This window comes from Streptomyces sp. NPDC050485, from assembly GCF_044458185.1.
Taxonomy (GTDB): Bacteria; Actinomycetota; Actinomycetes; order Streptomycetales; family Streptomycetaceae; genus Streptomyces.
Map to the genome: position 1 here is coordinate 141,940 of NZ_JBITHR010000011.1, position 26,196 is coordinate 168,135.

Genomic DNA, 26,196 nt, shown 5'->3' on the forward strand with positions numbered 1-26,196 from the left:
CGGTCTCGGGGGTCGGCGGGACACGGCCCGGCACCCTCCCGTCAGGGCCGGGCCTCGGACCCCGACGTGTCCAGGGCCGAGCGGCAGGCCATCCGCTCGGCCCGGTGGCGGCGACGGGCGAAGTCACCTCGCTGCGCCTCCAGTTCGGCGAAAAGTGCCTCCCAGCGCTCGGTCACCCGCTCCGCGGAGAACTGCTCGGCGCCGGTGATGGTGTGTGTGCCCAGAGCATGCAGAGCCCCTCTGTCGCCCATCAGCCCGGCGAGCACGGCCGCGATGGCGTCCACGTCACCATTGGGCACCAGCCAGCCGTCCACACCGTGCCGGATGATCTCGGAAGGACCGTTGGGGCAGTCGTAGGACACCACGGGGACCCCTGCCGCGAGGGCCTCCAGGATGACGAGGCCGAATGATTCCGCGCGCGAGGTCAGCAGGGCGAGATCGGCCTTGGCCCACTCCTGGGCCATATGAGGGCTGCTGCCGTGGAACCGCACACTGCCCGACACTCCGAGTTCCCGGGCCAGCGCCTGCAGTGCACTGCGCTCGGGGCCGTCGCCGAAGACGCTGAGCACCCACTCGGGGTGCTCCGAAGACGCCTTCGCGAATGCCCGAATCGCATGGTCGACCCGCTTCTCCGCAACGAGCCGTCCGGCGATCACCACGGTCTTGCCGGTGAGCGTCGAACGCGGACGGTGCGCGACGGGCAGCGAGTTGGGGATCGTCGCCAGCAACGGCGCGGCATCGCCCAGCGCCTCTTTGAACTGGGCCCGGCTGCGCTCGTTGACCGTCACCAGTGCGTCGAGCAGCGGTGCGGACGGCAGCGGCGGAACCCCGGCCATGCGGTGCTCATGGTGCACCGTCAGAACTTCGGGCCTGGTCAGACGTACCGCGGCCGATGTGAGCGCTGGCGTCGTAGTGACCAGCAGATCGCAATCGATGCTCGGCAGCAGGAGCCCGAGCTCCATGTCGGAGAGCCGGGTGAAGATATTCCTCTCCCAGGCCGGGGCACTGAACTCGGTGGGCAGTCCGGCCAGCGCCGCGCACTCGGCCACGCTGAGACCCGTCGGGGACACCGGGCGCTCGACGCCGCGGCTCCGGTCCACCAGATAGCGCACTTCGACCTGCGGGCCGATGGTGAAGAAGGGACTTTCCGCGGTCTTGAAAACGCTGACGATCTCGACGTCGTGCGCGGCGGCGAGCTGTGCGGCCTGGGTGAACACCGCCTGCTCCGTGCCTCCCATCACATCCGCCCAGGTGAGCAGAAAAGTGATCTTCAAAGATCATCCCCTCGTGGCGGAGCACCCTGGGCAGGAGACCGCGGGGTTTCCTGCTCCGGACGCTCGGTCTTGGTTCGGCGTTCAAAGACCCGTGATCCGGTCTCTGTCTCGGTGAAGGCGAGCAATGAGCCGTCGATGCCGAGCCCCGCCAGGACGAATCGGCCGGAGCCGTCCATGGCCGCCGAGGGGGTGCCGACGGTGAACACATCCGGCACGGTGCACCGCACGGCCCCGCTGTCGTGCGACACGTCCATCGTCCACGCGTGCAACGCGCCCTGATCGGTCCGCTGTACGAGCAGGACCTGGTGCCCTTCGCCGGCGGCGAGCGCCACCGGTCCGAGACCTCCCTCGGCCGGCGCCGGGAACGCGACAGGCCCCCAGCCGCTGTCGTCCAGCCGCCGGTACGCCCAGGGAGTGCCGTCGGCACACCGGAACGCAAGCACCAGGGCGCCTTCCGCGGTGACCACGGCGGCGGGGGGACTCACCGGGACGGGCAGAGCGGAGGTGTCCTGCCCGACGGGGAGAGTTCCGGGTGCGGACTGTGCCCAGTGCCGAAGTCCGCGCCGTCCCGAACCGAAGAGGTGGACGATGCCCCGGACATCGGTGACCGCGGCGAGCGATTCCCTGACGTCCGAGTCGGCGAGCTTGATCCAGTGTTTCGGTTGTCCACTCGTACCCGTTCGCACGGCTACCGACAGATCCCCCTGCCGGGCGAATACGAATTGGTTGCCCCCACCGTCGACGGCCACCGCGGGCACACCGAGCCGGTCCAGTCCGGAACGGGGGTCGTCGGGAGCCCACAGACCGCGCCATGCGTGGAACTCTCCTCGGGGCGACTGCTCGATGAGCCCGGTCTCCAGCACGTCCTCACCGACCCTCACCGACGGCTCCGCCACCCGCGACGCATGGATCCGGCGGCTTCCGCCAGGGCCGGTGGTCACCGCGAGTACTGGCAGCAGTCCGTGCCCGCCCACCTGCCGGAGTTCGGTCCAGGCCCGCTGACCCGCCTTCTGCTGCCGAGACATCACCACACTGCCGCCCAGGACCCAGAACGCGGTGACCCGGCCATGAGCGTCCGTCGTCAGAACCGGACCGGCGCCGTCCCACCGAGGGGTGACGCTATGGGCCCACCCCGTCATCCGGGACCGGCCCTGCCCCACCGCGTAGTCGCCGCAGCCCCCCGGGTTGCCGCAGTCCGAGGTGGAAAGACCCCCGTAGACGTCCAGCGCCTCGACCTTGTGATCCAGTTGCGCCGCGCTCAGATTGGCGGGCCAGCGCGCGTTGTAGTAGCCGCGGTACGCCTGGACGAAGGAACGGCCCCGGGCCCAGGAGTCGTTCCGGGACAGCGCGGCCAGGACGAACTTCGCGGCGACGGTGTGGTCCCGGTGGTCGGAGAAGCCGGGCTGGTCGAAATGGCGCCGGTGCGGGGCATCGTGGTTCTGGTGATCGGGGAGTGGATCCAGATAGTGGACGACTCCGGGCCGATAGCGCTCAAGGAGCCACGCGATGGCGTCGATCAGCTCGCCCCGGGTATAGCCGGACTCCTCCGCCACGGGGCTGCCCGGTGTGCGGAGCGTCGTCGCGGTGCCACCCGGTCCGTGCCACAGCTCGGCGAGGCCCACGTACGGCGTGTCCGGGAGCGCCTCTTCCCGTAGGCCCAAGTGCACCAGCGTGACCTGCGCGCCGAGTTGTGCTGTCTCACCCCACGCCCCGTTCGGCATCGCCAGGGCCGAACGCGACCAGCGGGCTCCCGGCACCCCGGCCGACATCCAGCCGTACGCCTGGCGCAGTCCCTGCATTCGGGCGCTTGCGTACGCCGGCCGGTCGGGCTCGGCGGGTGTGTCGGCGCCGGGTATGTTGTTGCGGCCGTCGGACTCTCCGGCCGTGATGTACACCGTTACCACTCGGTGGCCCGCGCGGAGCGTGGCCACTACTTCGGGATTCATGAAGTACAGGTCGTCGTCCGGGTGAGCGACCACCTGCACCAGTGTTGTGGAAGCCTTCATCCGTCCCTCCGACGTCGGCTGAGCCGGGCTGTCCGCTGTTGTCAGCGCACGGCCTCAAATGGAGCCCGCACGCAACGCATGGGCCGGGTTGGGCGGTTGGAGGCGAGAGGTCCGATTGTGCAGGACATTCTTCACTGTCCGTTCGCGGCAGTCTGCTGCACGGCTCAAGCACCTCCTGCTTCCACGGTGGCCCGGAGGCTCGGCGCGGCAGACCACGCGCATGTTCACCGCTCGCCCCTCCCCGGCCAGGTAACCAGCTAGGGCGTTTCGGTGCCAAGCGGCGCCACATGTACTGCTCACCAGACTGGAGCCCGCCACTAACGTCCCGCTCACGTCCCGCTGATGTCCGTCGGCGTCCTGTCCTTCGGTCTCAAGGGCCTCGCGTGTGTCGGACAGGCGTCTGCCGTTGATTCACGCGGTGATTCGCAACTTCCGTTGCTCGGTGCGGACTTCACGCGGAGGCGCGACCGGTCTCGCGGCTGGCAGCGCCTCCCACACCCTCGTCTGGCCCCGCCTGGCGCTGGCCGACACCTACGCCGCCGCGGCGTTCGCGAGAGGCGACGGCGCACAGGACTGGATCGAGGCCCTCGACGGCTACGAAGCACTCGCCGTCCTGCCGGACGGCCGGCAATGGCGCACGGCGGGATTGCGTCGATACGGGTCCTGAGACGGGACACGGACTCCTTCCCGCGCGTGGGAAGGAGTCCGTACCGCCGTGTTGTCCGCGACGGCAGGCCCGACTCCTTCCCGGGCGCGGAACAGGCGCCTCCGCATCGGGGCCCGGTTTGCCCTTCCCGAAAGAACCGCATGAGCCGAGCTGCCCCCGTCCAGCGGTGGACACCAACCCCAATGGAGCAGCCGCTGCGAAACGGGGGCCCGACAATCCGCCGCCACCCGTTCGGCCCCGGTACGACACCTCGCCCGCCCCGCCCCACGGCCCCACCGAGACAGCCCGAATGGCCCGGATGCACCTTTTGGGCTCATATGGAACCGTACGCGTTTAGCGCATCACACCCGGTAACGGCCAGAAGCGATGACGTCGCGTCGAGCTCAGCAAAGGAAACCGAGACATGGCATCCGATCCCAGCCCCACCCAGGGCGACCACAATTCCATAGGCACGGGTGACGACCCCCGGTACGTACTGCTCCGGACGGTGGCCGCCTCCCGGCCCATGCACGAGGTCGTCTCCCTGGTGCACCTCCTCAACAGGGCGGGTGAATACCCGCGGCCGGGCGATCAGGCGCTGCGCCTGGCCGCCGTGGCCCGCTCCGTGGACGAAGTCCACCAACTGATCTCCCTGCTGAATAAACCCCCGAACGGGGCCGAGGACGCCCAGACGATTCTGCGCGCGGCCGCGACGGACCGCCCCATCGAAGACGTGGCCGCCCTGATCGCCAGCTTCGGCCCGGATGGCGGAGAGCCTTTCCCGACCGCCTCCCCCGAAGAGCCGACGGCCACCGAGCCAAGTGCCCCGGAGTGGGCCGAGGCCGAAGAGACACGCGCTCCCGAGCCGGTGGCTTGGGCCGAGGAGGCACGTGCTCCTGAGCCCGTAGCCGTGGCCGAGGAGACACGGGCTCCCGAGCCGGTGGCCGAGGCCGAAGGGTCACGCGCTCCTGAGCCGGTGGCCGTGGCCGAGGAGCCACGCGCTCCCGAGCCCGTAGCCGTGGCCGAAGAGGCACGTGTTCCTGAGCCGGTGGCCGTGGCCGAAGGGGCACGTGTTCCTGAGCCGGTGGCCGTGGCCGAAGGGGCACGTGCTCCTGAGCCGGTGGCCGGGGTCAAGGGCGTGGCCGGCGGACTGGCCGGAGTGCTGCTGCCCGTACGGTCCGTCCTGCGCTGGCCCGCAGCGGTCGTGCTGCTGGCGATCGGCGCGATCCATCTGCCGGCCCACCTCATGGACCTGCGCACGGGCCACCTGGCGGCAGGCGTGTCCATGATCATCGCAGCCGCCTGTCTGACGCTGGCGTGCCTCCTGCCCCTGTACGACCCGCTGTGGGCGTGGATGGCCGGCGCGGCCGCTGCCGTCGGCACCGTGGTGATTCACTCACTGGTTGCGGGGCTCAACTCCGTCCACCTGCTCAGGAACAGCCTGGGCGGCACGTTCACGGGCGCCACCAGGCTCGCGGTGCTCTGCGCGGTCCTCGCCGCCGTCCTGGCCGGAACGGTCCTGGTGCGCAAGCTGAGACCGCACATGGCCAACGAGGCCTGACAGTCGCTCGGCGAACTTCATTCCCTTGCAGGGCAGGCCCCCTTACTCGGTGCGCATGTGCCGGAAGGGGGCCGTCCTCGATGGCCAGTTGGGTGTGGCCGTGGGTCCTTCCTCCTGGCTCTGGAAGAAGCCGAGCTTCTTGGGGAAGTAGCTACAAAGAACGTTCTTCGTCTCTTGGTGCTACACAGGGTTTGTCCCCTTCTGGCTTGCGGCAATGGGTCGCAGCTCCTGATGCGAAGCCAAGTTGGTCCGGGCCTGGTCCGGATCTTGGAGTGCGTGGCCATCCTGGAACCTGCGAACAAAGGTTCCTGAGCTGCGGTTTCGCGACGTGTGGTAGTCGTGCGACCTGTTGTCGTGGGCGGGGTTTGCTCACGATTCAGCTCCTCGCGGACCGCCCGCTCGCGGTGCTCGTCGGGGTATTGGCGTCGGGACGGTAAGGGTTGAGCTGCATCCCGTTTCGTAGCGTCCCTGAAGCCGAGGCAGCGGCCGCTGTGCATCCAGAGTCCCGCGGGAGGGCGTCATCCACGACGCATCACGATCGCGGTTTCGGTGGCACTCCGTGGCTCCGGCACGGAAAGCCGATCCAGAACCAAAATTCGCGGAGTGTTGACAACGGCGGCTGTCCGACGGCGGTTTGCGCGACCGTATTGCTGGTAAGGGTGGCAAGTGGCGAATGATTTTGGTCCCCTTGGCCAAGGTGATGGACAGGCTGGCGAGTTCAGGGCTGCACAGGCTGACGGCTCCGGTGCGGGCCAAGTCAGACACGACGGGGGGCTCGTAGGCGGTGAGTTGGCGCCAGCAGAAGCCGAAGGTCACGTCGGCCAGCGTCAGTGGCGTTGGATCGCTTGGCCGGAGCGGTCCTGGAAGTCGGTCCAGCCCAGTTCGCGCTTGACATGTTTGCAATCTTGCTCGGTCCAGCCGCGCGCAGCCCGTACGTCTGAGGATCCCGGCCATGTCGGCGGGCGGCAGCGGGCAGTTCTCGGGGGCGCGGCATCGCGGTAGCGGCGGGTGACATGGAGTCGGCCCCGACGGGAGGGGGGAGGTGCATCGCATCTGCCGGATGGTCTGCGACGGTGTGCGGGCGCTTCCCCGCCTCGGTCATGAGCGGGGTGTTCGGCTCGACCGTCACCACGTAGGGGGCCGCGGCGCGGTTCCCTCACCCTGCCTCAAGGAGCCAAGATCCGGAACACCATCTACCGATCACGGCAAGCTACCGCAGGCCGACCGGAGGCGGTGGGCGTATGACCGGCCGGCCGGTGCCCGCTGTGCTGCCCCCACCGCTGCGCGCGTGGCTCGGGCTGATCGCGGCGCTCGCCGCGCTGGTGGTCGTCGTGCTCGGGGTCCTGTACGCCGGTCATGACAAGCCTGGCATGGTGGACATGTGGATCCAGCCGGCGGTGGACAGTGTGCGGCCGCCGTGGCGGTCCGTCGCTCTGGCCATGGATTTCTGGGGGGAGCCCGTCGGAGCGGCGACGCTGGTCGTGGCCACTGTGACGGGCTGCCTGCTGCTTCGGCGTCCTCGCGCGGCGGTGCTCGTCGTCGGCGTCGGCATGACCGTGGGGGCGACGACACTGCTCAAGCACCTGGTGGGACGCACCATCCACGGCGGGTACCTGTCCTACCCGAGCGGGCACACCGCCTTCGTCACCGCGCTCGCCCTCGTGGTGGCGCTGCTCGCGACCGGCCGACTCGGCCTCGGCAGGACGGCCGGCACGTTACTGGTGCTCGCCGTGGCGCTTTTTGCCGGCGCGGCCATGGGCTGGGCGCAAGTCGCCCTGGGCGCGCACTACCCGACCGACGTCCTCGGCGGCTGGTGCACCGCGCTGGCGGTGATACCGGCGACCGCGTGGCTGGTCGACCGGATGGCCGATGCCGGTCGGCAGGAGCGTCACTGACGTCACGTCACGCCAAGCGGCGGAATACGGGCTTCACCGGTCGCCCGGCCAGCCAGGGGGTGGGGTCAGCGGCGTCCAGTGCCTTCCGGTACACCGCACATGCCTGGGCCACCACGTCGACGGTGCGGTCGATGTCGGCGTCGCCGAGTGCGCTGCTCACCACGAACGACGGGGCCAGCACCCCGCCCGCGAGGAGCTGGCGCAGGAACAGGGTGCGGTACTGCTGCGACGGCTGCCGGTTCTCGTCGAGGGTGGCGAAGACCAGATTGCTGGCCCGGCCCCGGACGACGATGTGGTCGCCGACGCCCATGCTAGCCGCGGCGTCGCGGACACCGGCGGCCAACCGCTCGCCCAGGGCGTGCAGTCGCGCGGTGATGTCTTCCTCGACGTAGGTGGTGAGTACGGCCATCGCGGCGGCCAGCGAGTGCGTTTCCGCACCGTGCGTGGTGGACAGCAGGAACACCCGGTCGCCGGAGTGACGCAGTCCGCCCCGCTCCATCAGGTCGCGGCGCCCGGCCAGCGCCGAGACGGCGAATCCATTGCCCAGCGCCTTGCCGAACGTGGAGAGGTCGGGGACGACGCCGTACAGGCCCTGGGCGCCCGCCTCGGACCAGCGGAAGCCGGTGATCATCTCGTCGAAGATCAGTACGCAGCCGTGCCGGTCGGCCAGCTCGCGCAGGCCTGCGAGGTAGCCGGGAGTGGGGTCTGCCCTGCTCTGGGGGCCCCTCCCGGCCGAAGGCTGGGGGAGAAGTTGAGAGCTTGGGGAAGGCTCGGTGTGGCCGACAGGTTCGAGGATCAGGCAGGCGACCTCGTCCTGGTACCGGGTGAGCAGTTCCTCCGTGGCGGCCAGGTCCCCGTACGGGAACGCCACGGTGAGCTCGGTGGTCGCCGCCGGAACGCCGGCGGACATCGGTGTGGTGCCGATGAACCAGTCGTCGACGGAGAAGAACGGATGGTCGCTGCAGATGGCCACCCGCGGGCGCCCGGTGACGGCGCGGGCGAGGCGCACCGCGGCGGTGGTGGCGTCGGAGCCGTTCTTCGCGAACTTCACCATCTCGGCGGTCGGCACCGTGGCCAGGAAGCGTTCCGCGGCCTCGACCTCCACGATGGACGGCCGGACGAAGTTGCTGCCGCGGTCGAGTTCTCGCCGCACCGCCTCGAGCACGCGTGGGTGGGCGTGGCCGAGGCTGACCGAACGCAGGCCGGACCCGTACTCGATGTAGCGGTTGCCGTCGATGTCCCACACGTGGGCACCGCGGCCGTGGCTGATGACCGGGGCCAGTTTGTCGGGGTACTGGTCGTCGCCCTTGGCGTACGTGTGTGCGCCCCCGGGGATCATGGCGTGCAGCCGCTCGTTCGCCAGTTGCGACCGGGGCAGGAGGAGCTCTTCAGCGTCTTCGGTGTCCACGCCAACCTCAACTCTCTATTTGCTGCAGGACCTTGGCGAGGCTCGGCGCCTCCCGGTCCCGCCGGGACATCGATGTGACCGGCAGCGGCCAGGGAATGGCGAGCTCCGGGTCGTCGAAGGCGATCGTCACGTCCTCGGCCGGATCGTGCGGGCGGTCGATCCGGTACGAGGTGTCAGCGGTTTCGGTCAGCGCCTGGAAGCCGTGTGCGCACCCCGCCGGGATGTACAGGGTCACCTGCGTCTGGTCGGACAGCTCGAAGGAGGCCCGGTTGCGGTAGGTCGGCGAGTCCGTCCGCAGGTCCACGACGACGTCGAAGATCCTCCCGTACGAGCACCGCACCAGCTTGGCCTCGCCGGCGCCGGAGCGCAGGTGCAGGCCGCGCAGCACGCCCCGGGCCGAACGGGACACGCTGTCCTGGATGAAGGTGTCCGGGTCGAGGCCCACCGAGCGGACCACGTCGGCGTCGAAGGTGCGGCAGAAGAAGCCGCGTTCGTCGGCGTACGGCGTCGGCTCGAACAGGAACGCGCCGTCGATCGCCGGGACTTCGGTCGCCTTCATGAAACCTCCCGCATGGCGTGGGCGTGGACATGGTCGGCCGCCGGGAACAGGGCCGCGGTCAAGGCGGTGAACTGGTGCTCCAGTTGCTGGGCGGCGACCAGGTTCCGCTCGCGGAGGGTCCGCCGCAGCTCCGCCGATCGCTGCTCCAGCGATCGGAACTGATCGAGCAGCCGGTCGGCGTCGACCTCGCGGGCCGGGTGGCAGTACCCGCCAAGACCCATCTCAGCCATGAGCGCGTCGCTCTTCGCCGCGTAGCTGAGTGCGAGCGTCGGCGTGCCGACCTTCAGCGCGCAGATCAGGTTGTGGTAGCGGGTCGCCACCACGGTGTCGGCAGCCGCCATCTCCTTCATCAGGTCGGCCAGCGAGGATGTCTCGGCAGCGGTGACCAGCGGTGAGTCCACCGCGTCGAGGATCGCGGCGACCACTGGCCCGTCGACCTCGTCACCGGTGAGCAGCCGGACCGGCCTGCCGTCCTCAACCAGTGCGCGGACGAAGCGAGTTGTCCCCGCGAGGTAGCGTCGGTGGATCTCTTCGGCCCGGGCGCGGTCGTCGTCGCCGCCGTAAAAGGCCATGACGCCGACGCAGACCGGGCCCGGCGGACCCGAGGGCGCTTCCCCAAGCTCTCCGACAGGCTCCGAGCAGGGGATACCCCATTCCGGCGGCGTCGGCAGGGCGAATGCGAGGTCCGGGTAGACCTCGTCGCGCGCGGTGTCCACGCCCATCGCCCGCATCGCGTCGCGGGACAGGGCGTCCCGGTACGACCGGTACGTGGCAAGGCGCGCCGACCAGCGCACCAGGGCCCGGGTCGGCCGGTTGCCGATCGCGGCGGCGCCCACGCTGACCAGCGCGACCCGGGTGCCGAACAGCCGGCTGGTCGCGCAGAGCAGGAACAGCGAGTACGGGAAGCCCCACGGCCGCAGCGGCAGCGTGGCCTCCAGGACGCCCATGCCCGGCACGATCACCACGTCGTGCCGGCGCACCCAGGCAGCGGTACGGACGGCGTCGACGAGTTTGCCCAGGCCCTTCGCCGCGATCGCGCCCGCACGTGACGCGGTCCGGTACTCCCCGCGATACCAGTGCAGCCGCGTCGCGGGGATCCGGTACCGGGTCGCGACGACCTCGGGTCCGCCGCACAGCGCGTCCACGACCGCCTCCGGGTGCTCGGCACGCAGGTACCCGAGCACGGCCTCGAGCGACCCGTCGTTGCCGAGGTTGCCGGAGCCGAGCAGGCCGAACACCCCGACACGCACCGGAGTTTCGTCCGCGGACCTCATGCCTACCTCCCCTCACGGCCGGCGACGAGGGCGGCGACGGAGACAGTGAGCCGGGCCGGGTCGACCGGGGCGCGGTCCTCGACCCGCTCGCCGACGCCCGGCCGGACCCGGCTGGCCATCCATGAGGCCAGGTGGCGGTAGCACGCGCGCCGGTCGGCCGGGGACAACGGCGCCCGCCGGATCGCCGAGGCGAAGCCCCAGACGTACTCGGCGAGCAGCCGGGGCGTCGGGTGCAGCGGGCCTGCCCGGCGCGGGTCCAGGTTGACGCACCGGGAGCGCTTGCCGGGGTTCGCCCGCTCGGCGCGGGCGGGGTGGTCGCGGCGGAAGTACAGCAGCTCCGGCACCTGGTGGAAGGGCCCGTGCAGGGTGATCTCGGCGACGAACGTGCGGTCCGCGTGGTGGTAGCTGTCGTGCGGCTTCACCCGACGCAGCACGTCGGCCCGCATCACCCCGTAGAAGTCGTCGCCACCGGGCTCGAACAGCAAACTCCGGAAGCGCGCATGCGCGTTGGGCGAGTCGGTGGCGAGCCCGTACTCGTACGGGACCTTCACCTGGCCGTCGCCGTCGATGACCGCCTGGCCGGAGTGCGCGAGGATCACGTCCGGCCGCTCGTCCAGCGCCTCCACACAACGCCGCAGCAGGTCCCGGGCGTACAGGTCGTCGTGCGAGGCCCATTTGAACAGCTCGCCGCGGCACTCGGTGAACACGTAATTGTGGTTCGGCGCTGCGCCTATGTTCCGGGGCAGCCGGATGTACCGGATGCGCGCGTCCTGCGCGGCGTACGTGCGGCAGATCTCCTGAGTCTCGTCGGTCGAGGCGTTGTCGGAGATGACCAGCTCGAAGTCCTCGTAGGTCTGGCCGAGCAGGGCGTCGAGCGACTCGGCAAGGTACTCCGCGCCGTTGTACACGGGCAGGCCGATGCTCAACCTGGGTTGGGCGGTCATGAAGTCCTCACTTCGGGGGTGGGGTTGTGGTGGTGCTCGCGCAGGGCGGAGCGCAGCTGCAGCCACCACACGGCCGAGCCGCTGACGGTTGCGGCGGCGACGCCCCAGGCCGAGCCGACCGTGCCGGCCACGGCCGCCCCGCCGAGCCCGCCGCCGACATAGCAGGCGGAGGCGAACAACTGGCTGCGCAGGCTGCGCCGGGCCGCGGCGAGCGCGCGCAGCCCGGCTGCCGCGCCGCTGCCGAGCCCGGCGCCCGCGACACCGAGCGTGGCCGGCACGATGAGCTCCGAGGCGGAGCGCCAGACGCCGCCGAGTACGAGTTCGCCGACCCGGTCCGGCATCAGCAGCAGCGCCGCACCCCAGAGCAGCGCGGCGACGGCCTGCCCGCCGCCCAGCAGGAGGCAGAACCTCGCAAGGCGGTGCGGGGCCCGCCGCAGCACCCGTGCCGCCTCCGCGACGGTGACCAGCGAAAGACCCATCAACAGAGCGAGGAACGGACCGAGCAGGAGCTCCGCGCCCCGGACCGCGCCCACCGCGCCGACCCCGGCGATCGCGCCGAGCCCGTACGCCCGCAGCTGGCTCGCGCCGCTGAGGCTGACGTTCTCGACCAGGTAGCGGTAGCCGAGATCGCGCTGCTCGCGGAGCCACCCGCGCGCTTGGGTCATCCGGGGCCGGATGCCGGACTGGACGCAGCCGTACCCCGCGGCCACCGCGGCGGAAGAGCCCCAGGCGAGCACGAATGCGGCCACGTTGCCCACGCGGGCCGCCACGACCATGGCCGGGACGAGCGCGACGCCCCACACGAGGTCGTTGGCGAACGCCTTCTGCCCGGCCCCGGCGGCGAAGAACGCGAACCGCCAGGCGTCCTGCAGCAACAGCGCCGGCAGTACGACGCCGAGGCAGGCGAACGCGGGCCCCACGCGGCCGCCGAGGCCAAGACCGACCAGCAGACACACCGCGCCGAGGGCGGCACCGATGCCGAGCGCGGCACCCGACGACCGGGCCGCCGCCGTGCGCCAGGACGCGTCCGGCACGCCGCTGAAGCGCACCACGAGCGGGTCGGTGGCAAGGCCGCGGGCGACGTTGAGCACCACGCCATAGGTCAGCCAGGCCAGGCTGAACACGCCGAACGCGGTCAGCCCCAGCGCGCGTGCCACGTAGATCCCCACCGCGAAGTTGGTCATGCTGGAGGCCGCCTGGTCGGCCAGCCCCCAGGACAGCCGGCCGACGATGGCCCGCCTGGCGGTCCGCCGGGTGCCTCCGGCCGGGGCCGCCGGTGTCGTCGTCTTCTCCCCCTCGGTGGTCATCGGCGTCAAGCCTTGATCAGCCCGGCGCCGTGCAGGGCGTCGGCCGCGGCGGCGACGGTGTCGAACGGCAGCCCGGACCGCTCGGCGACGTCCAGCAGACTGTGCTCGCCGTCGGTGAGGCTGAGCACCCAGAGCATGGCCATCTGGGCCTGCTTGGTGTCGCTGCGGCCGCCGAGCGCGTCGTACAACCCCCGTCGGCCCAGCTGTGGTTCGCCGTAGGGGCTGAGGTTGACGTACCGCCGGTTGCGGTCCAGGACGGCGAACGCCTCGCGGCAGACGGCGAGCGTGTCCGCCATCGCCTCCGGGGAGACGAAGTCCAGGTTGTCCGCCGAGGTGTGGTACTCGGGGTAGCCGGCGTACGGGGTCCGGCTGAGCGAGCCCACGCCGAGGTCGAACCCGGGCGAGCAGTACTGCCGCTCGTCATAGCCGTACGGAGTGAACTCGGTTACGTGGTGCGGGCGTTCGGAGGCGGCAAGGACGTGCCGCATCACCCGGTCGATCTCCGCGTCGCCGCGCCTGCTCTGCTTGTACGTGAGTTGGCCCGGGTCGCCGGCGCAGGCCAGCACCAGTCCGTGCTTGACTTGTTCCACCCGCTGGGCGTTGCGGGCCAGCCAGGTGATCGCCCCGATGGTGCCGGGCGCGTATATGAACCGGTAGGTGTAGTGCGGCGTTTGCTCCGCCAGCGCCCGGGCCAGGAATGTCGCCACCGCGATGCCGGCCAGGTTGTCGTTGGCCAGCGACGGGTGGCAGACGTGGCAGGAGACGATCACCTCGTCGGCGACCTGCCCGGGGACGATGTGCTCGGCGTAGGTGAGGTGGCCATCGGTGAGCGCGGAGTCGATGCGTACCTCGTAGTCGCCGTCCGGCAGCGCGTCCAAGGTCTCCTGGGCCAGACAGAACCCCCATTCCGGCTGGTAGTAGCTGGTGCGGTACGGCACCCAGGTCGGGTGGTCCGGCAGGGTGTGCAGGTGTCCACGCAGCTCGGCCAGCGGCATGGTCGCCGACACCGGCACGCTGTAGCCGAGCACGTGCAGGCTGGACGCGGCGAAGTCGACGACCCGGTTGCCGGCGGTGTCGGCGATGTACGCGTCCCGGATGTTCCACTCCTGCGGCACCGTCCAGTCGAGCACCTGCGTCCCGGTCGGCACCTCGTGCACCTGCAGCGGAACGTACTCGCCGACGATCTCCAGGGTGGCGCGCACGCCGTCGCCGGTGATGCTCCGGCACAGCGGGTACAGCCGCTCCACCAGCGCGTACATCTCTTCACCGGCCGCGTTCACCGGCGCCACCGCAGGGTGTCGTCGACGGCGCCGGCGTCGCACGCCGCGCGCAGCACGGCAAGGCGGGTGAAGCGTCGCTCGAAGTCCTCCCGGGTCAGCCCGAACTTCCGGTAGGCGTCGGCGAGTTCGAGCGCGCCCTGCTTCACCGTCCACTCGCAGTCGAAGCCGGGGATCGCGGCGCGGAACCGGGAGAAGTCCACCCGGTACGACCGTGGATCGGCACCGCTCTCCCCGGTGATCACCACCTTCGAGCCGGATACCGCCTCGGCGACCTGCTCGGCGATCTCGGCGACCGTGACGTTGTTGACCTCGCTGCCGATGTTGAACGCCCGGTCGTGCACCGCTTCGCGCGGCGCGGTCAGCGCGGCCGTGAAGGCGCTTGCGATGTCGGCGGCGTGCACCAGCGGGCGCCAGGGGGTGCCGTCGGAGAGCACAAGGACCTCGCCGGACAGGAGCGCGTGGCCCACCAGGTTGTTCAGCACGATGTCGGCGCGCAGCCGGGGCGAGTAGCCGAAGGCGGTGGCGTTGCGCATGAACACCGGGCTGAAGTCGCCGTCCGACAGCGCGTGCAGGTCGTCCTCCACCCGCACCTTGGACTCCGCGTACGGCGTTACCGGGCGCAGCGGGGCGTCCTCGGCCACCAGGTCGCTGCCGCCGGCGGCGCCGTAGACCGAGCAGGTCGACGCGTACAGGAAGCGCCGCACTCCGGCGTCGCGGGCCAGCCGCGCCAGCCGCACGGACGCGTGGTGGTTGATGTCGTAGGTGAGCTCCGGCGCCAGCGATCCCAGCGGGTCGTTGGACAGCGCGGCCAGGTGGATCACGGCGTCCACCCCGGCCACGTGGTCGGCCGTGACGTCGCGCAGGTCCACCCGGTGCCCGGACGGGTCCGCGGGCGGCGGGCCGAGCAGGCAGTCCGCGAACAGGCCGGCGTCAAGACCGACGACCTCGTGCCCGGCGGCCGTGAGGACCGGGGCCATCACGGTGCCCAGGTAGCCCTGGTGTCCGGTCAGCAGTACGCGCAAGGTTCATTCCCCCAGATTGAGAGTGAGTTTGGTGGCGGCGAACGCCTCGGCATAGCGCGCGTGGCATTCGATGCCGCGGATCCGCGCAAGACCGAGGAACGCCTCCCGGTCGTACCAGGGCCGGTGCCGTTGCGAGGGGTAGTGCTCCTGCAGCAGCCGCACCTTCTGTTCGGCGATCTCCGGCGACAGCGGCTGGTACGCCGCCGGACGGCCGAGATCGCCGTCCCACTTGACGATCTCGTAGCCGAGCATCAGGTGGTCGCGGAATGCGGTGGACACCAGCTTCGCCAGGCCGCGGTGATCCTGGTGCGCGTCATCGGTACGCGGGGCCAGCACGAGATCCGGCTCGGTCTGCCCGCGCAGCTCCTCGACCGCTGCCTTGGCCTCGTCCCAGTGTGCGGGCAGCCGGCCGTCCGGCAACTTGAGGACGGTCAGCCGCAGTTCGGCGCCCGGGCAGAAGGCGGCGAGCGCGGCCTGCTCCTCCTGCTCCCGTTCGCTGCCACCGCCGGAGAGCACCAGCGCGTCAATGCGGATGCCCGGCCGCGCGAGGCACATCGTCAACAGCGTGCCGCCCGCGCCGATGGCGATGTCGTCGCAGTGCGCGCCCACCGCGACGATCCGGTCCAAGCGCCCGGCCCCGAGCTGGATCACGCCCTCACTCCGGCGTTCGCCCCCGCGCCGTCCCGTTCCCACACGGCCCACGGGCGGTCGCCCCGGGCGTACGCGTCGTCGAGCGCGGCCCGCTCCTTCACGGTGTCGGTCGGCTTCCAGAAGCCGCGGTGCTGGTGGGCCAACAACCGGCCGCGCTTGGCCAGTTGGGCACATCCGTCGGCGACCAGGTCCCCGTTCTCCGGTATGTGGTCGAAGACCTCCTGGCGGAGCACGAAGTAGCCGCCGTTCTCCCACAGCGGCAGTTCGCTCACCGCGGTGATGCCCCCCACCAGGCCGTCCTCGCCCAGGTCCACGCAGTGGAACGAGGACTGCGGCGGCACCACCATCATCGACGCACCGGCGTCGCGCCGGGCGAACCGGTCGATCATCTGCGGCAGCGGGGCGTCGGTCAGCACGTCGGCGTAGTTGGCGAGGAACATCTCCTCGCCGTCCAGGTGGTGCCGCACCCGGCGCAGCCTCTCTCCGATCGGTGACTCGATGCCGGTCTGCACGAACGTGATCGTCCAGGAGGCGATGTCGGTGGACAGCAGCTCGGTCTGCCCGCCCCGCAGCACGAAGTCGTTGGACGTCGTCTCCTCGTAGTTGAGGAAGAAGTTCTTGATGTGGTGGGCCCCGTACCCGAGACACAGGATGAACTCCGTGTGCCCGAAGTACGCGTAGTAGCGCATGACGTGCCAGATCAGCGGCCGCGGGCCGACCATCGCCATCGGCTTGGGCATGTCGTCGGAGGCTCCGTTGCGCATACGCAGCCCATAACCGCCGCAGAACAGAACGACCTTCATGCTGCTACCTCTTTCACGACGTGACCTCGACAATGCTCAGTTCCGGGATGGGAAAGACCAGCCGGCCGCCCCAGGCGTGCACGAAGGACAACTGCTCGACCAGCTCGGCCCGCAGGTTCCACGGGAGGACGAGGACGTAGTCCGGCCTGTCGGCGGCTATCTGCTCGGGCGGCAGGATCGGGATGCGGGTGCCCGGGGTGAACCTGCCGTGCTTGTAGGGGTTGCGGTCGACCGTGTACGAGAGCAGGTCGGGCCGGATGCCGCAGTGGTTGAGCAGGGTGTTGCCCTTGCCCGGGGCGCCGTAGCCGACCACCGTCTCGCCACGCTCGGCCGCCTCGATGAGGAACCGCAGGAGGTCCCGGCGCACCTTGGCCACCCGGGAGGAGAACTCGGTGTACCCGGACAGCTCCTGCAGTCCGGCGGCCTTCTCCCGGTCCAGCACGTCGGCCACTCGGCGGGTCGGCTCGCCGGCCACCTCGGCCGGCCGGGCCCACAGCCGGATGGAGCCGCCGTGCGTGGGCAGCAACTCGACGTCCACGAGCGCGAGTCCGCCGCTCGCCAGCGCCCGGCTCGCGGACGCGACCGTGTAGTACTGGAAGTGCTCGTGGTAGATCGTGTCGTACTGGTTCTCCTCGATCAGGGTCAGCAGGTGCTGCACCTCGATGGAGACCCAGCCGTCGTCGGCGACCAGGGCGCGCAGCCCCTGGGTGAACCCGACCACGTCGGGGATGTGCGCGTACACGTTGTTGGCCACGACCAGGTCCGCCGGGCCGTGCTCGGCGCGGACGGCCGAGCCGGTGGCCGGGTCCAGGAATTCCGTGAGCGTGGGCACACCCGCGTCCCGCGCCGCGGCACCGACGTTCACCGACGGCTCGATGCCGAGGCAGCGGATCCCGCGGTCCACCATGTGCTTCAGCAGGTACCCGTCGTTGCTCGCGACCTCGACCACGAAGGCGTCGGTGCCGAGAGCAAGGCGCTGTACGGCGTCGGCGACGAACGTGCGCGCGTGCTCCACCCAGGAGGTCGAGTAGGAGGAGAAGTACGCGTACTGCGTGAACGTCTCCTCCGGCGTGATCAGCGGCGGGATCTGCGCGAGCCAGCAGTCGGTGCAGACCCGCAGGTGCAGCGGGTACGCCGGCTCCGCCTTGTCCAGTTGGTCCGCGGCGAGAAAACTCTCACACGGCGGGGTCGCCCCGAGATCGACGACGCTCGCCAGCGCCGCCGAGCCGCAGAGTCGGCATCGTGTCATCTACTGCCCCCATCCCGCTCGCGCGGGTGTCCCCGCCGCGAGCCAGTGCTTTTGTCCCCTACCGGCGACGGGCTGCCCCCGCCGCCGGACCGACCCGCGATCGCGGTGCGGTACCCCTCCACCAGGCGCTCAAGGCCGACGGCCGGGCTGAACCCCTGCTCGTAACGGCGCCGGGCCGCCTGTCCCATCTCCTGGTTGGCGGCCGGCTCCGCCGTGATCCGGCGCAGGCAGGACGCGAGCGAGGCGGGCTCGCCCGGCCGGTGCAGCAGCCCGGTCACCCCGTCCTCGACGAGTTCGACGAAGGCGCCGTGACCGGCGGCGACGGCCGGGACCCCGGCCGCCATCGCTTCCACTACCACCAGGCCGAACGCCTCCAGCCACGTCGAGGGAGCCACCACGGCTACCGACCGCGCGATGGCCTCCTGGCACTGGGCCGGGTCGTACAGGCCGACGTACCGCACGTCCTCCCGGCCCGCCGACCAGGCGGTCACCTCGCGCTCCAGTGGCCCCGCGCCGGCGATCACGAGCGGCACGCCCACACCGCCGCTCGCTGCGATCTCGTCCCACGTGGCCATGAGCAGCCGCACGCCCTTGGCCTCCGCGAGCCGGCCGAGATAGAGCAGATGCTCGCCGCCGCCTGTTCGGCAAGTGCCGGGGTCTGGAACGAAGTTGTGCTTCACCGCCAGCCGCTCGGGTGGCATGCCGGACCGCGCCAGGACGTCGCGCTGCGCCGCGGAGATGCAGAAGAACCGCTCCACGCCGGACCACCACCGCCGCCGGTTGACCGACAGGCTGACCGCGAGCGGCACCGTCGCAAGCCGGGAGTTCCGGTAGCAGCCGTGCCGGACGGCGGGCAGTGGTGCAGAGCCGACGCACTCGGTGCACGGCCGGCCTTCCCGCTGCAGCGTGCCGGGCGGGCAGACCTGGGTGTAGTTGTGCAGCGTGGCGACGGCGGGCACGCCGGCGTCGGCGCAGGCGGCAAGCACCGCGGGCGACAGGAGCGGGAAGACGTTGTGGACGTGCACCACGTCCGGCCGCTCGGTGCGAAGCCGGGCGGCGAGCTCCGTGCGGACCGCCGGATTCCACGGCACAAGGAGCGGCACCGCGGCCTTGGCAAGCAGCGACCGGGCGGCGATGTCGTCGCTGCGCCGCTCGAACACCTCGACCCGGTGGCCGGCCGCGCGCAGCAGCTCCACCTCCTGGTCGACGACCTTGTTCTCCCCGCTCGGCTGCGCCGAGGAGTAGCGGTTGTGCACCACGAGGATGCGCATGCTCAGGTCACCTCCGGTCTTCGGGCCCATCGCGGTATGCGTCGTCCAGGGACTTCGGGCGTCGGGAGGGGAGTGGCCGCGGCAGGTGCCGCAAGCAGCGAGGCGGCCACGGTCAGATGCAGCAGATACGGCGAGGCGTCGCCAAGCCCGGCCTCGGTGTACGACGCGATCGCGCAGTAGCTGACCAGGAAGATCGCGCAGGCCCTCGACAGCGACGGTGGCCGCAGCAACGCGACGCCGGCAAGCACGATGATGATCGCCGCCACGATGGCGGCGCCGGTCAGACCCTGCTCGTTGTAAACGGCCAGCCAGCTGTTGTCGATCGGCAGCCCGCCGAACGACTTGTCGCCCAGGCCCACGCCGAACAACTGCTCCGAGGTCGTCCGGGGCGCTGCCAGCAGGGCGTCCCAGACCTTGGCTCGACCGGTGAGGTTGGAGAAGTTCTCCTTGTTCTGTCCGCGCAGGAACCATGCCTGGAGCGCTGAGCTGAACCCCACCGCGGCCACCGTGGCGCACAGCACCGTCCAGGTGAAGAACCGGCGGGCGGCGGCGCTGGTCAGGATGAGTGAGCCGATCGCCAGTGCAAGGCCGATGAGCAGGCCGAGCGTGGCCGTCCGGGTATGGGTCAGCGCGAGCAGGACGAGTGACGGCACGATGACCACCGCCGCGCTGGCACTGTCGGTCCGGCGGCCCAGTACGAGCAGCACGGTGAGCCCGATGATCACCGCGGCGTACTGTCCGATCTGCGGCGGAGTGAGCGGCCACAACGCGCCGACCAGCCGACCGCCGTAGAGCCCGGGCATGGCCGCGCCCGGTGAGACGACCAGGCCGACGGCCACCGACGCGAGCACCGCGAAGTACATCCGGATGTGGTGCCGCACGAACGTCAGGCCGCCGTCCCACCAGCGGCTGAGCAGCCACAGCGTGCCCACGAAGAGAGCCAGCCGACCGCACCGGAACAGCGCGCCGAACCCGGACTCCAGGTGCGCACTGGAGATCACGCTCAGCACCAGCAGCAGGGTGAGCAGGAACAAGAAGGCGCCGGCTTGGATGCGCAGCCGGAGATTGAGTGCCAGCGCCAGCGCGAACGCGGCGACCAGCGCGCCCATGGTGACCATCTGGATGAGGGAGCGGGGCAGCGGGATGATGGTGTTCGCCCCGGCGGAGCCGAGCGTGTTGAGGACCAGCGACCCCCAGACCATCCCGACGGTCTTCGGTGTGCCGGCAGGGCGCGGTTCGGCGCCGGGTTGCGTGCCCGCGGTATCCGGTCCGACCGGCAGCCCATCGCGCGTCAGGTCCCGGCCCATCTCAACCACCGGCCTGTGGCTGGAAGGTGCTGCCCGCGTCCTGCTGGTACGGCGTGCCCTGCCACTGCCCGAAGTCGAGCATCCGGCTCGGGTCGTGGGCGACGAAGCTCCATGGTCCGAGGTAGACGTTGTCGTGCCAGCGGTTCTGCTGCTTGTCGGTGATCGCCTGAGCCACCGGTTCGCCCTTGTACGGCGACCAGTCCGGATAGGTGCCGTAGTTGGCAAGCACCGCCATGCGGTCGCACTTCACCGTGCACTCGACGACGGACTTGTCCAGCACGAAGCGGTTGTCGTGGATGTCCACCCGCTGGGTCTTCCACCGGCAGTCGGCGTAGAGCGGTGCGGTGGCTATCGCCGGCTGTGCGCAGCGGGCGGTGTTCTTCACCAGCAACGTGCAGTCACCGGACGAGGTGTTGGCCGGGCTGTTGCAGAACCGGTCGGCGTTCTCCCACAGGGTGATCCCGGACCAGTTGTTCTCCAGCACGTTCCGGTAGATCTCGATCTTGTCCGTGCGGGCTCGGATCCGTGGTTCGCCGCCGGACTCGGAAAGGTAGACGGTCCCGAACGGGAAGCTGTCGCCGCGGTCGGCGTACTTGCGGCCCTCGACCCAGTTGTTCCGCCGGATCGTGTTGTTCCGGACGACCGCGTTGTAGCTGGTCTCGTAGATCAGCGCGGCACCGTCGTTGGCCTCGAGCACGTTGTCCTCGATGCGGAAGTCGTTGTTGTTGGTGTCCGCCCACAACCCGGTTCCGCGGTTGTCGTGCACCCAGTTGCCGCGTACGTCGGCGCCGTTGACGGCCCAGAACTTGACGCCTCCGGTGCAGCCGCATCCCGACTGCCGCCGCTCCCAGTCGTCGGTGTTGTTGGCCGCGATCTCGTTGCCCTCGACCACCAGGTCGCTGATGGGGCCGCCGTTCTTGTACGCGTTCATACCGTACTGTCCGTTGCCGCGCAGGCAGCTGGCGCGGACCCGCTGGCGGGCACCGGCCATCAGCCCGGCGCCGGAGTTGTTCTGGATCGTCGCGTGCTCGATCACCCACCCGTCGGCCGAGTCATGGTTGACCACGCCCTCGTTCTGCGGCGCGACGAAGCCCTGCACGCTCAGGTAGCGGATGGTGACGTTGCCGGCGGTACCGCCGAACGCGTACTGGTTGGTCTTCCGGCCGTCGAGCACCGCGCCCGGCGCGCCGAGGTAGCTGTCCCCCTCCTTGGGGATGATCTGGGCGTAACGGTCCGATTCGAGCCTGTGCGTCCCCGGTCGAAGCCAGAACGTGGTGTTCGGGGGACTGCTCTTGGTCTTCGCAGCCAGGTCACCGACCACCGCGGGGTCGACCGTCACCGCGCCCGCCGGCGCCTTCTCCGGCCCGGCTGCGGGCTTGGCGCACACCCGGGCCACGGACGTGGCGGGCGCCCCGGACGTGGATGGCCTATCGGTCGGCTTCGCCGGGGCATCCGACGTGCTCGTACAGCCGGTCGCCGCCAGCAGGGCAAGGGCCAGCGGTGCCGTCGCCAACGTCCAGTGCCACCTCTTGATTCCCACCCGCCCCCCTAGCCGCGGAACCTGAGTACGGTGGTGAACCCCTCCACGCTGTCGGCGACACCGGTGCCGACCAGCGCTGTGGTGGGTTCCTTGCGCCCGAAGCCGGCGGAGTACCAGCCCAGCGGCGGGTCACTCTCGCCGCGATGCGCCCGCCAGCACAGCTGCCCGGGCAGGTCGAGCGCCGCGGAGCGGTCCTCGCCGTCCTTGGTCCAGGTGAGCACTGCCCGGTTCCCCACCAGGTCCGCGGCGATCGCCGGGCCGAGGTGGAACGCCAGGTGCACGGCCCGGCGCGGGCCGCGCACCTCGTCGACCACCCTCAACTCCCGGCTCGTGGCGGTGAGTTCTACCCGGCGGCGGTGCACGGAGCGCTGGTATCCGTCGTGCTCGGCGCACCAGCGGGCCACGCCCTCGTCGGATGCGTCCGCGACCAGGACTCGGCTGTGGGCATGCCGGGTCCAGAGGAACGGGCCGCCGGAGACGGACTGGTCACCGCCGTCCAATCGCAGGGTGTTGTGGCCGAGGGTCGACCGGAAGTACTGCCGCCACTCGGGCTGCCCGTGGTAGCAGAACGTCCCCGGATCGGCGAGCACGTCGACCCCGTCGTGCCGGACCTCCACGGACAGCGCGTCCGCGTGGGCATGCGCGGCGATGGACAGGAAGCCGTGCGGACCACCGTCGCAGCGGCACCAGATCTCTGCCGGACCGCGCAGGATGGTCATGCCGGCGTCCGCGAAGTGGCCTGGTCGGCTTGCCGGGCGGGTCACGGCCGGTGCGGTTCCATTTTTCGAGTACGGCCGGATGAGCGCGGCAAGGAGCGGGGTGCGCACATCGGTGCCGGTCACCGTCGGCCACCAGGCGAGCCGACCGAACACGGCGTCCCCGGTAGCCAGCAGCGAGGCCCAGCGGTCGGTGCCCGCGCCGTCCACGACCAGACCGTGCCCGTCGTCCGCGTCCCCCTGGCGCGGCGGCCGTAACCGGCTGTCCACGATGGCCGCGAGCGCGTCGGTCATCCGCAGCAGCACCAGCCGGATCGACGCGGGGACCGGCACACCGGCGGCATCCGCCTCGGCCACCGCGGCCAGGCCGAGCTCCAGCACGAGTCCGTGATACTCGGTGGCCAGCTCGCGATTGAGGCCGGAGTCGAAGGTGTTGCTTCGCAGATGCCGCTCCAGCGACCGCAGCGCGTCGGCTCGCCAACGCGCCGAGGAGGGGAACCACCCGAACGCGCAGGCCGCCGCGAACTGCCCGGCGGCCTCGGCGATGACGTGGTTGTTCGCCGAAGACCCCCGGCTGGGGAAGGCGGCCAGCCAGCGCTGGTGGTGCCAGATCTGGTTCCGCGCCACCGGGTTGTCCTCGAACAGCCCGGCCACGCCCGGCCAGCCGTCGAGCAGCCGGCGGATCCACACCCAGGAAAGCAGCCGGATCCCCAGCTCGATGCCACTGGTCCAGTGCACTCCGCGCAGCGGCGCGTTGGCCGCCCACCACGACCGCAGGTGCTCGGCCACTCGCTCGGCGTACTGTTCGTCCCCGGTGATCGCGTAGGCGGCGGCGAGCACGGTGAGGTACTGATGCCGGGACAGCTCCCAGATCTGCTTGATGTCCCCGACCGCGTCCTCGTTCCGGTACGGCACGTCGAAGGCGTAGCCCCACGGAGCCCGGCGCCCGGTCTTCGGGTCGTACCACCAGTCCGGGTCGGCCAGGTCGTCGCGGTCCACCCCGAAATACTCGGCGTGCCCGGCCATCAGCCGGTCCGCCTCGGCGATGAGACGTTTCGCGGCGTCCGACGGCACCGTGGCGATCGTCCCTGCGGGCAGCACCGCGGTGAACCGGGTGCCGGTCACGCTCGGGCAGTCCGGCCGCGCCGACCGCCACCGCCGCCTGCGCACCGCGTCGCCCATCCGGCCGCCGACCTCCCGCGGTCCCATCCGGGACAGTCGCCGCAGGTACCAGCCCGCACTCCCCGAGATCACAGTCATCGCGCCCTCGCCAAGGTCACCGGCGCGCCGCCGGCCAGGCCGGTCTGCACGGCGAGGGTGGCCGCCGTGGTGGCGACCAGCGACTCCAGCGGCACCGGCATCGGCCCGCCGGTCCGCACTGCCTTGATGAACGCGGCCAGCTCGGCGGACTGGCCCTTGTCCCGGGCCTTGGGCAGTCGCGAACTGACCCACCGCTTGCGGCCGGCTGTGCTTTCGAAATACACGGAGGCGCGGACGAAGTCGTCGAGCCGCAGCACCTTGCCGTCCGCGACCAGGTCCAACGTCTCCTTGGGGAAGGTGGCCGGGCCGGTGGTGACGTAGCTGATGGTGGCGGTGGACCCGTCCGGGTAGCGCAGCACGACCTGGAGGTCCTCGTTGCCGGACGTTCCGACCGCGTACACCGATACCGGGTCGGCCTCAAGCAGCCAGCTCGCGATGTCGATGAAGTGTCCGCCCTCGCCGGCGAACCGCGAGCCCTCGGTGCCCTGTTGGAGGTACCAGCTGCCGTGCTGCAGCCGGCCCGCGTTGACCAGGTAGCGGAGGCTCGCCGGACCGCTCCGGGCGCCGAACCGCTGCCGAGCCTCCCGCAGTAGCGGCGCGAACCGGCGGTTGAAGCCCACCTGCAGCCGGTCGTTGCCGGACTCCTCCACTGCCGCGAGTACGCCGGCCAGCTCGTCCTCGGTGAGGGCCAGGGGCTTCTCCACGAACACCGTCTTGCCGGCAAGCAGCGCCCTCCGGGTCAGTTCGGCGTGCGAGCTGTGCCGGGTGACCACGAACACCGCGTCGATGGACTTGTCGCCGAGCACGGCGTCGAGATCGGTGGTCGCCTCGGAGAAGCCGAACTTCCGCTTCGCGTTGGCCGCGGACAGTGACGTCGTGGTGACGACGGTCGACAACTCGACGCCGTCGCGCCGTGCCAGGTGCGGCAGCAGCATCGACGTCGCGTAGTTACCCGCGCCGACGAACGCCACCCGCACCGGCGCCTTGGCAGCCCGGGCCGGGATGGACACTCCGCCGCTGCGTCGCTTCACCGCGGGCACGGCCATCGCCGGGCCCCCCTCTTCCCCCGCTTCCGCTGTGTGTTCAACGGGGCCGGGGTAGCGGAACAGCACAGCCACGGCCTTCAAGTCGCCTTCCTTCAGGCGCTGGTACGTCTCGACGGCGTCATCGAAGTCGGCCACGTGGGAGACCAGGGGCTCCACGTCGACGCGGCCGCGGGCGAGGAGATCGAGGAAACACGCCAGGTTGCGGCGCTCGGTCCAGCGCACGTAGCCGATCGGGTAATCCCGCCCCCCGAGCTCGTACTCCGGGTCGTAGCGCCCGGGGCCGTAACTGCGGGAGAACCGGACGTCGAGCTCTTTCTCGTAGTACGCGTTCCACGGCAGGTCCAGGCGGCACTTGCCGATGTCGACGACCCGGCCGCGGTCCCGGCTCAACTTGGCGGCCAGTTCGACGGGTTGGTTGCTGCCGCCGCCGGCGGCCAAATACACCTGGTCCACGCCGTGACCGCCGGTGAGTTCGGCGACCGAGCTCTCCACGGCCGCGGAGGCGGGATCGCCGCAGGCCGCCGCACCCAGGCGCTCGGCGAGCTCGCAGCGCACCGGGTCGGGGTCGACCCCGACGACGCGGATTCCTGAGGCGGCAAGCAGTTGCACCACCAACTGCCCGATCAGCCCGAGGCCGATGACCAGCGCCACGTCGCCGAGTTGTGGCTCGCCGCGGCGTACGCCTTGCATCGCGATCGACCCGACGGTGCCGAAGGCCGCGTGCCGCGGCGCGAGGCCGTCCGGCACCCGGGCGTAGAGGTTCTTCGGCACCCAGTTCAACTCGGCATGCAACGCGTGCTCATTGCCGGCGCAGGCCACGAGGTCGCCGACCTTCACATCGTCGATCCCGGTGCCGACCTGCTCGACCACCCCGCACAGCGAGTAGCCCAGCGGCGTGTACGAGTCCAGCTTGCCCATCACCTTGCGGTAGGTGGCGGGCACTCCGTTGGTGGCCACGCTCTGCATGACCTTGGCCACCTGGTCCGGACGGGAGCGGGCCTTGCCCAGCATCGACATGCCGGCCTCGGACACCTTCATGAGCTCGGTCCCGGTGGATATCAGCGAGTAGGCGCTGCGGACCAGCACACCGCCCGGCTTGCATCCCGGCACCGGCACGTCGAGCACCGCCAGCTCGCCGCTCTTGTAGTTCTGCACAACCTGCTTCACCCGAACTCCT

Annotated in this window: 20 protein-coding genes; 3 read left to right on the plus strand and 17 right to left on the minus strand. The window is 70.7% G+C overall.

Translation table 11 applies throughout. The features are described from left to right. Nucleotides 1-41 precede the first annotated feature (41 nt). Both ACIBK6_RS22980 and ACIBK6_RS22985 read right to left on the minus strand, forming a co-directional pair. On the minus strand, nt 42-1,274 hold the full coding sequence (locus ACIBK6_RS22980) for a glycosyltransferase (RefSeq protein WP_399053171.1): 1,233 nt from the start codon (nt 1,272-1,274) through the stop codon (nt 42-44). Next, nucleotides 1,271-3,280 (minus strand): PIG-L family deacetylase, encoded by a 2,010-nt coding sequence (locus tag ACIBK6_RS22985; protein ID WP_399053172.1) that lies wholly within the window; start codon nt 3,278-3,280, stop codon nt 1,271-1,273. Before ACIBK6_RS22985 ends, ACIBK6_RS22980 begins: the two co-directional genes overlap by 4 nt. 442 nt (nt 3,281-3,722) lie before the next feature. Here ACIBK6_RS22985 and ACIBK6_RS22990 point away from each other — a divergent pair, with 442 nt between their 5' ends. From ACIBK6_RS22990 to ACIBK6_RS23000, 3 genes are all read left to right on the plus strand, one after another. Then, nucleotides 3,723-3,947 (plus strand): hypothetical protein, encoded by a 225-nt coding sequence (locus tag ACIBK6_RS22990; protein WP_399053173.1) that lies wholly within the window; start codon nt 3,723-3,725, stop codon nt 3,945-3,947. Nucleotides 3,948-4,350: 403 nt separating this feature from the next. Beyond that, on the plus strand, nt 4,351-5,487 hold the full coding sequence (locus tag ACIBK6_RS22995; RefSeq protein WP_399053174.1) for a hypothetical protein: 1,137 nt from the start codon (nt 4,351-4,353) through the stop codon (nt 5,485-5,487). Nucleotides 5,488-6,728: 1,241 nt separating this feature from the next. Further along, on the plus strand, nt 6,729-7,382 hold the full coding sequence (locus ACIBK6_RS23000; protein WP_399053175.1) for a phosphatase PAP2 family protein: 654 nt from the start codon (nt 6,729-6,731) through the stop codon (nt 7,380-7,382). 7 nt (nt 7,383-7,389) lie between these two features. On the opposite strand, the gene ACIBK6_RS23005 is transcribed toward ACIBK6_RS23000, so the two are convergent. From ACIBK6_RS23005 to ACIBK6_RS23075, 15 genes are all read right to left on the minus strand, one after another. Further along, a complete protein-coding gene (locus tag ACIBK6_RS23005) occupies nt 7,390-8,721 on the minus strand; it encodes a glutamate-1-semialdehyde 2,1-aminomutase (RefSeq protein ID WP_399053289.1) in 1,332 nt (443 codons plus the stop codon). Between the two features lie 76 nt (nt 8,722-8,797). After that, nucleotides 8,798-9,349 carry a dTDP-4-dehydrorhamnose 3,5-epimerase gene (gene rfbC / locus ACIBK6_RS23010; RefSeq protein WP_399053176.1) on the minus strand — a complete coding sequence of 184 codons (552 nt, stop codon included), beginning with the start codon at nt 9,347-9,349 and terminating at the stop codon, nt 8,798-8,800. Continuing rightward, nucleotides 9,346-10,623: a polysaccharide pyruvyl transferase family protein gene (locus ACIBK6_RS23015; RefSeq protein WP_399053177.1), complete on the minus strand. Its 1,278-nt coding sequence runs from the start codon at nt 10,621-10,623 to the stop codon at nt 9,346-9,348. The genes rfbC and ACIBK6_RS23015 overlap by 4 nt, the downstream gene beginning before the upstream one ends. A gap of 2 nt (nt 10,624-10,625) precedes the next feature. Continuing rightward, nucleotides 10,626-11,567: a glycosyltransferase family 2 protein gene (locus tag ACIBK6_RS23020; RefSeq protein WP_399053178.1), complete on the minus strand. Its 942-nt coding sequence runs from the start codon at nt 11,565-11,567 to the stop codon at nt 10,626-10,628. Continuing rightward, a complete protein-coding gene (locus ACIBK6_RS23025; RefSeq protein WP_399053179.1) occupies nt 11,564-12,874 on the minus strand; it encodes a hypothetical protein in 1,311 nt (436 codons plus the stop codon). The genes ACIBK6_RS23020 and ACIBK6_RS23025 overlap by 4 nt, the downstream gene beginning before the upstream one ends. Nucleotides 12,875-12,879: 5 nt before the next feature. Next, the gene (locus tag ACIBK6_RS23030; protein ID WP_399053180.1) at nt 12,880-14,163 is read right to left on the minus strand and encodes a DUF4910 domain-containing protein; all 1,284 of its coding nucleotides are present in this window, start codon (nt 14,161-14,163) and stop codon (nt 12,880-12,882) included. Next, entirely contained in the window at nt 14,151-15,176 is a 1,026-nt protein-coding gene (locus ACIBK6_RS23035) for an NAD-dependent epimerase/dehydratase family protein (RefSeq protein WP_399053181.1), read from the minus strand. The genes ACIBK6_RS23030 and ACIBK6_RS23035 overlap by 13 nt, the downstream gene beginning before the upstream one ends. A gap of 3 nt (nt 15,177-15,179) precedes the next feature. Continuing rightward, the gene (locus ACIBK6_RS23040; RefSeq protein WP_399053182.1) at nt 15,180-15,827 is read right to left on the minus strand and encodes a PIG-L deacetylase family protein; all 648 of its coding nucleotides are present in this window, start codon (nt 15,825-15,827) and stop codon (nt 15,180-15,182) included. Next, nucleotides 15,824-16,630 (minus strand): glucose-1-phosphate cytidylyltransferase, encoded by an 807-nt coding sequence (locus tag ACIBK6_RS23045; protein ID WP_399053183.1) that lies wholly within the window; start codon nt 16,628-16,630, stop codon nt 15,824-15,826. Before ACIBK6_RS23045 ends, ACIBK6_RS23040 begins: the two co-directional genes overlap by 4 nt. A 13-nt stretch (nt 16,631-16,643) precedes the next feature. Further along, the gene (locus ACIBK6_RS23050; protein ID WP_399053184.1) at nt 16,644-17,879 is read right to left on the minus strand and encodes a class I SAM-dependent methyltransferase; all 1,236 of its coding nucleotides are present in this window, start codon (nt 17,877-17,879) and stop codon (nt 16,644-16,646) included. Beyond that, nucleotides 17,876-19,150, minus strand: a complete 1,275-nt coding sequence (locus tag ACIBK6_RS23055) for a glycosyltransferase (RefSeq protein ID WP_399053185.1) — start codon at nt 19,148-19,150, stop codon at nt 17,876-17,878. The genes ACIBK6_RS23050 and ACIBK6_RS23055 overlap by 4 nt, the downstream gene beginning before the upstream one ends. A gap of 2 nt (nt 19,151-19,152) precedes the next feature. Further along, a complete protein-coding gene (locus ACIBK6_RS23060) occupies nt 19,153-20,457 on the minus strand; it encodes an O-antigen ligase domain-containing protein (protein ID WP_399053290.1) in 1,305 nt (434 codons plus the stop codon). Nucleotide 20,458: 1 nt separating this feature from the next. Beyond that, nucleotides 20,459-21,997 carry a right-handed parallel beta-helix repeat-containing protein gene (locus tag ACIBK6_RS23065; RefSeq protein WP_399053186.1) on the minus strand — a complete coding sequence of 513 codons (1,539 nt, stop codon included), beginning with the start codon at nt 21,995-21,997 and terminating at the stop codon, nt 20,459-20,461. A gap of 8 nt (nt 21,998-22,005) precedes the next feature. After that, nucleotides 22,006-23,973, minus strand: coding sequence for an alginate lyase family protein (locus ACIBK6_RS23070; protein WP_399053187.1), 1,968 nt, complete (start codon nt 23,971-23,973; stop codon nt 22,006-22,008). Continuing rightward, nucleotides 23,970-26,186: a bi-domain-containing oxidoreductase gene (locus ACIBK6_RS23075; protein WP_399053188.1), complete on the minus strand. Its 2,217-nt coding sequence runs from the start codon at nt 26,184-26,186 to the stop codon at nt 23,970-23,972. Before ACIBK6_RS23075 ends, ACIBK6_RS23070 begins: the two co-directional genes overlap by 4 nt. Nucleotides 26,187-26,196: the final 10 nt, after the last annotated feature.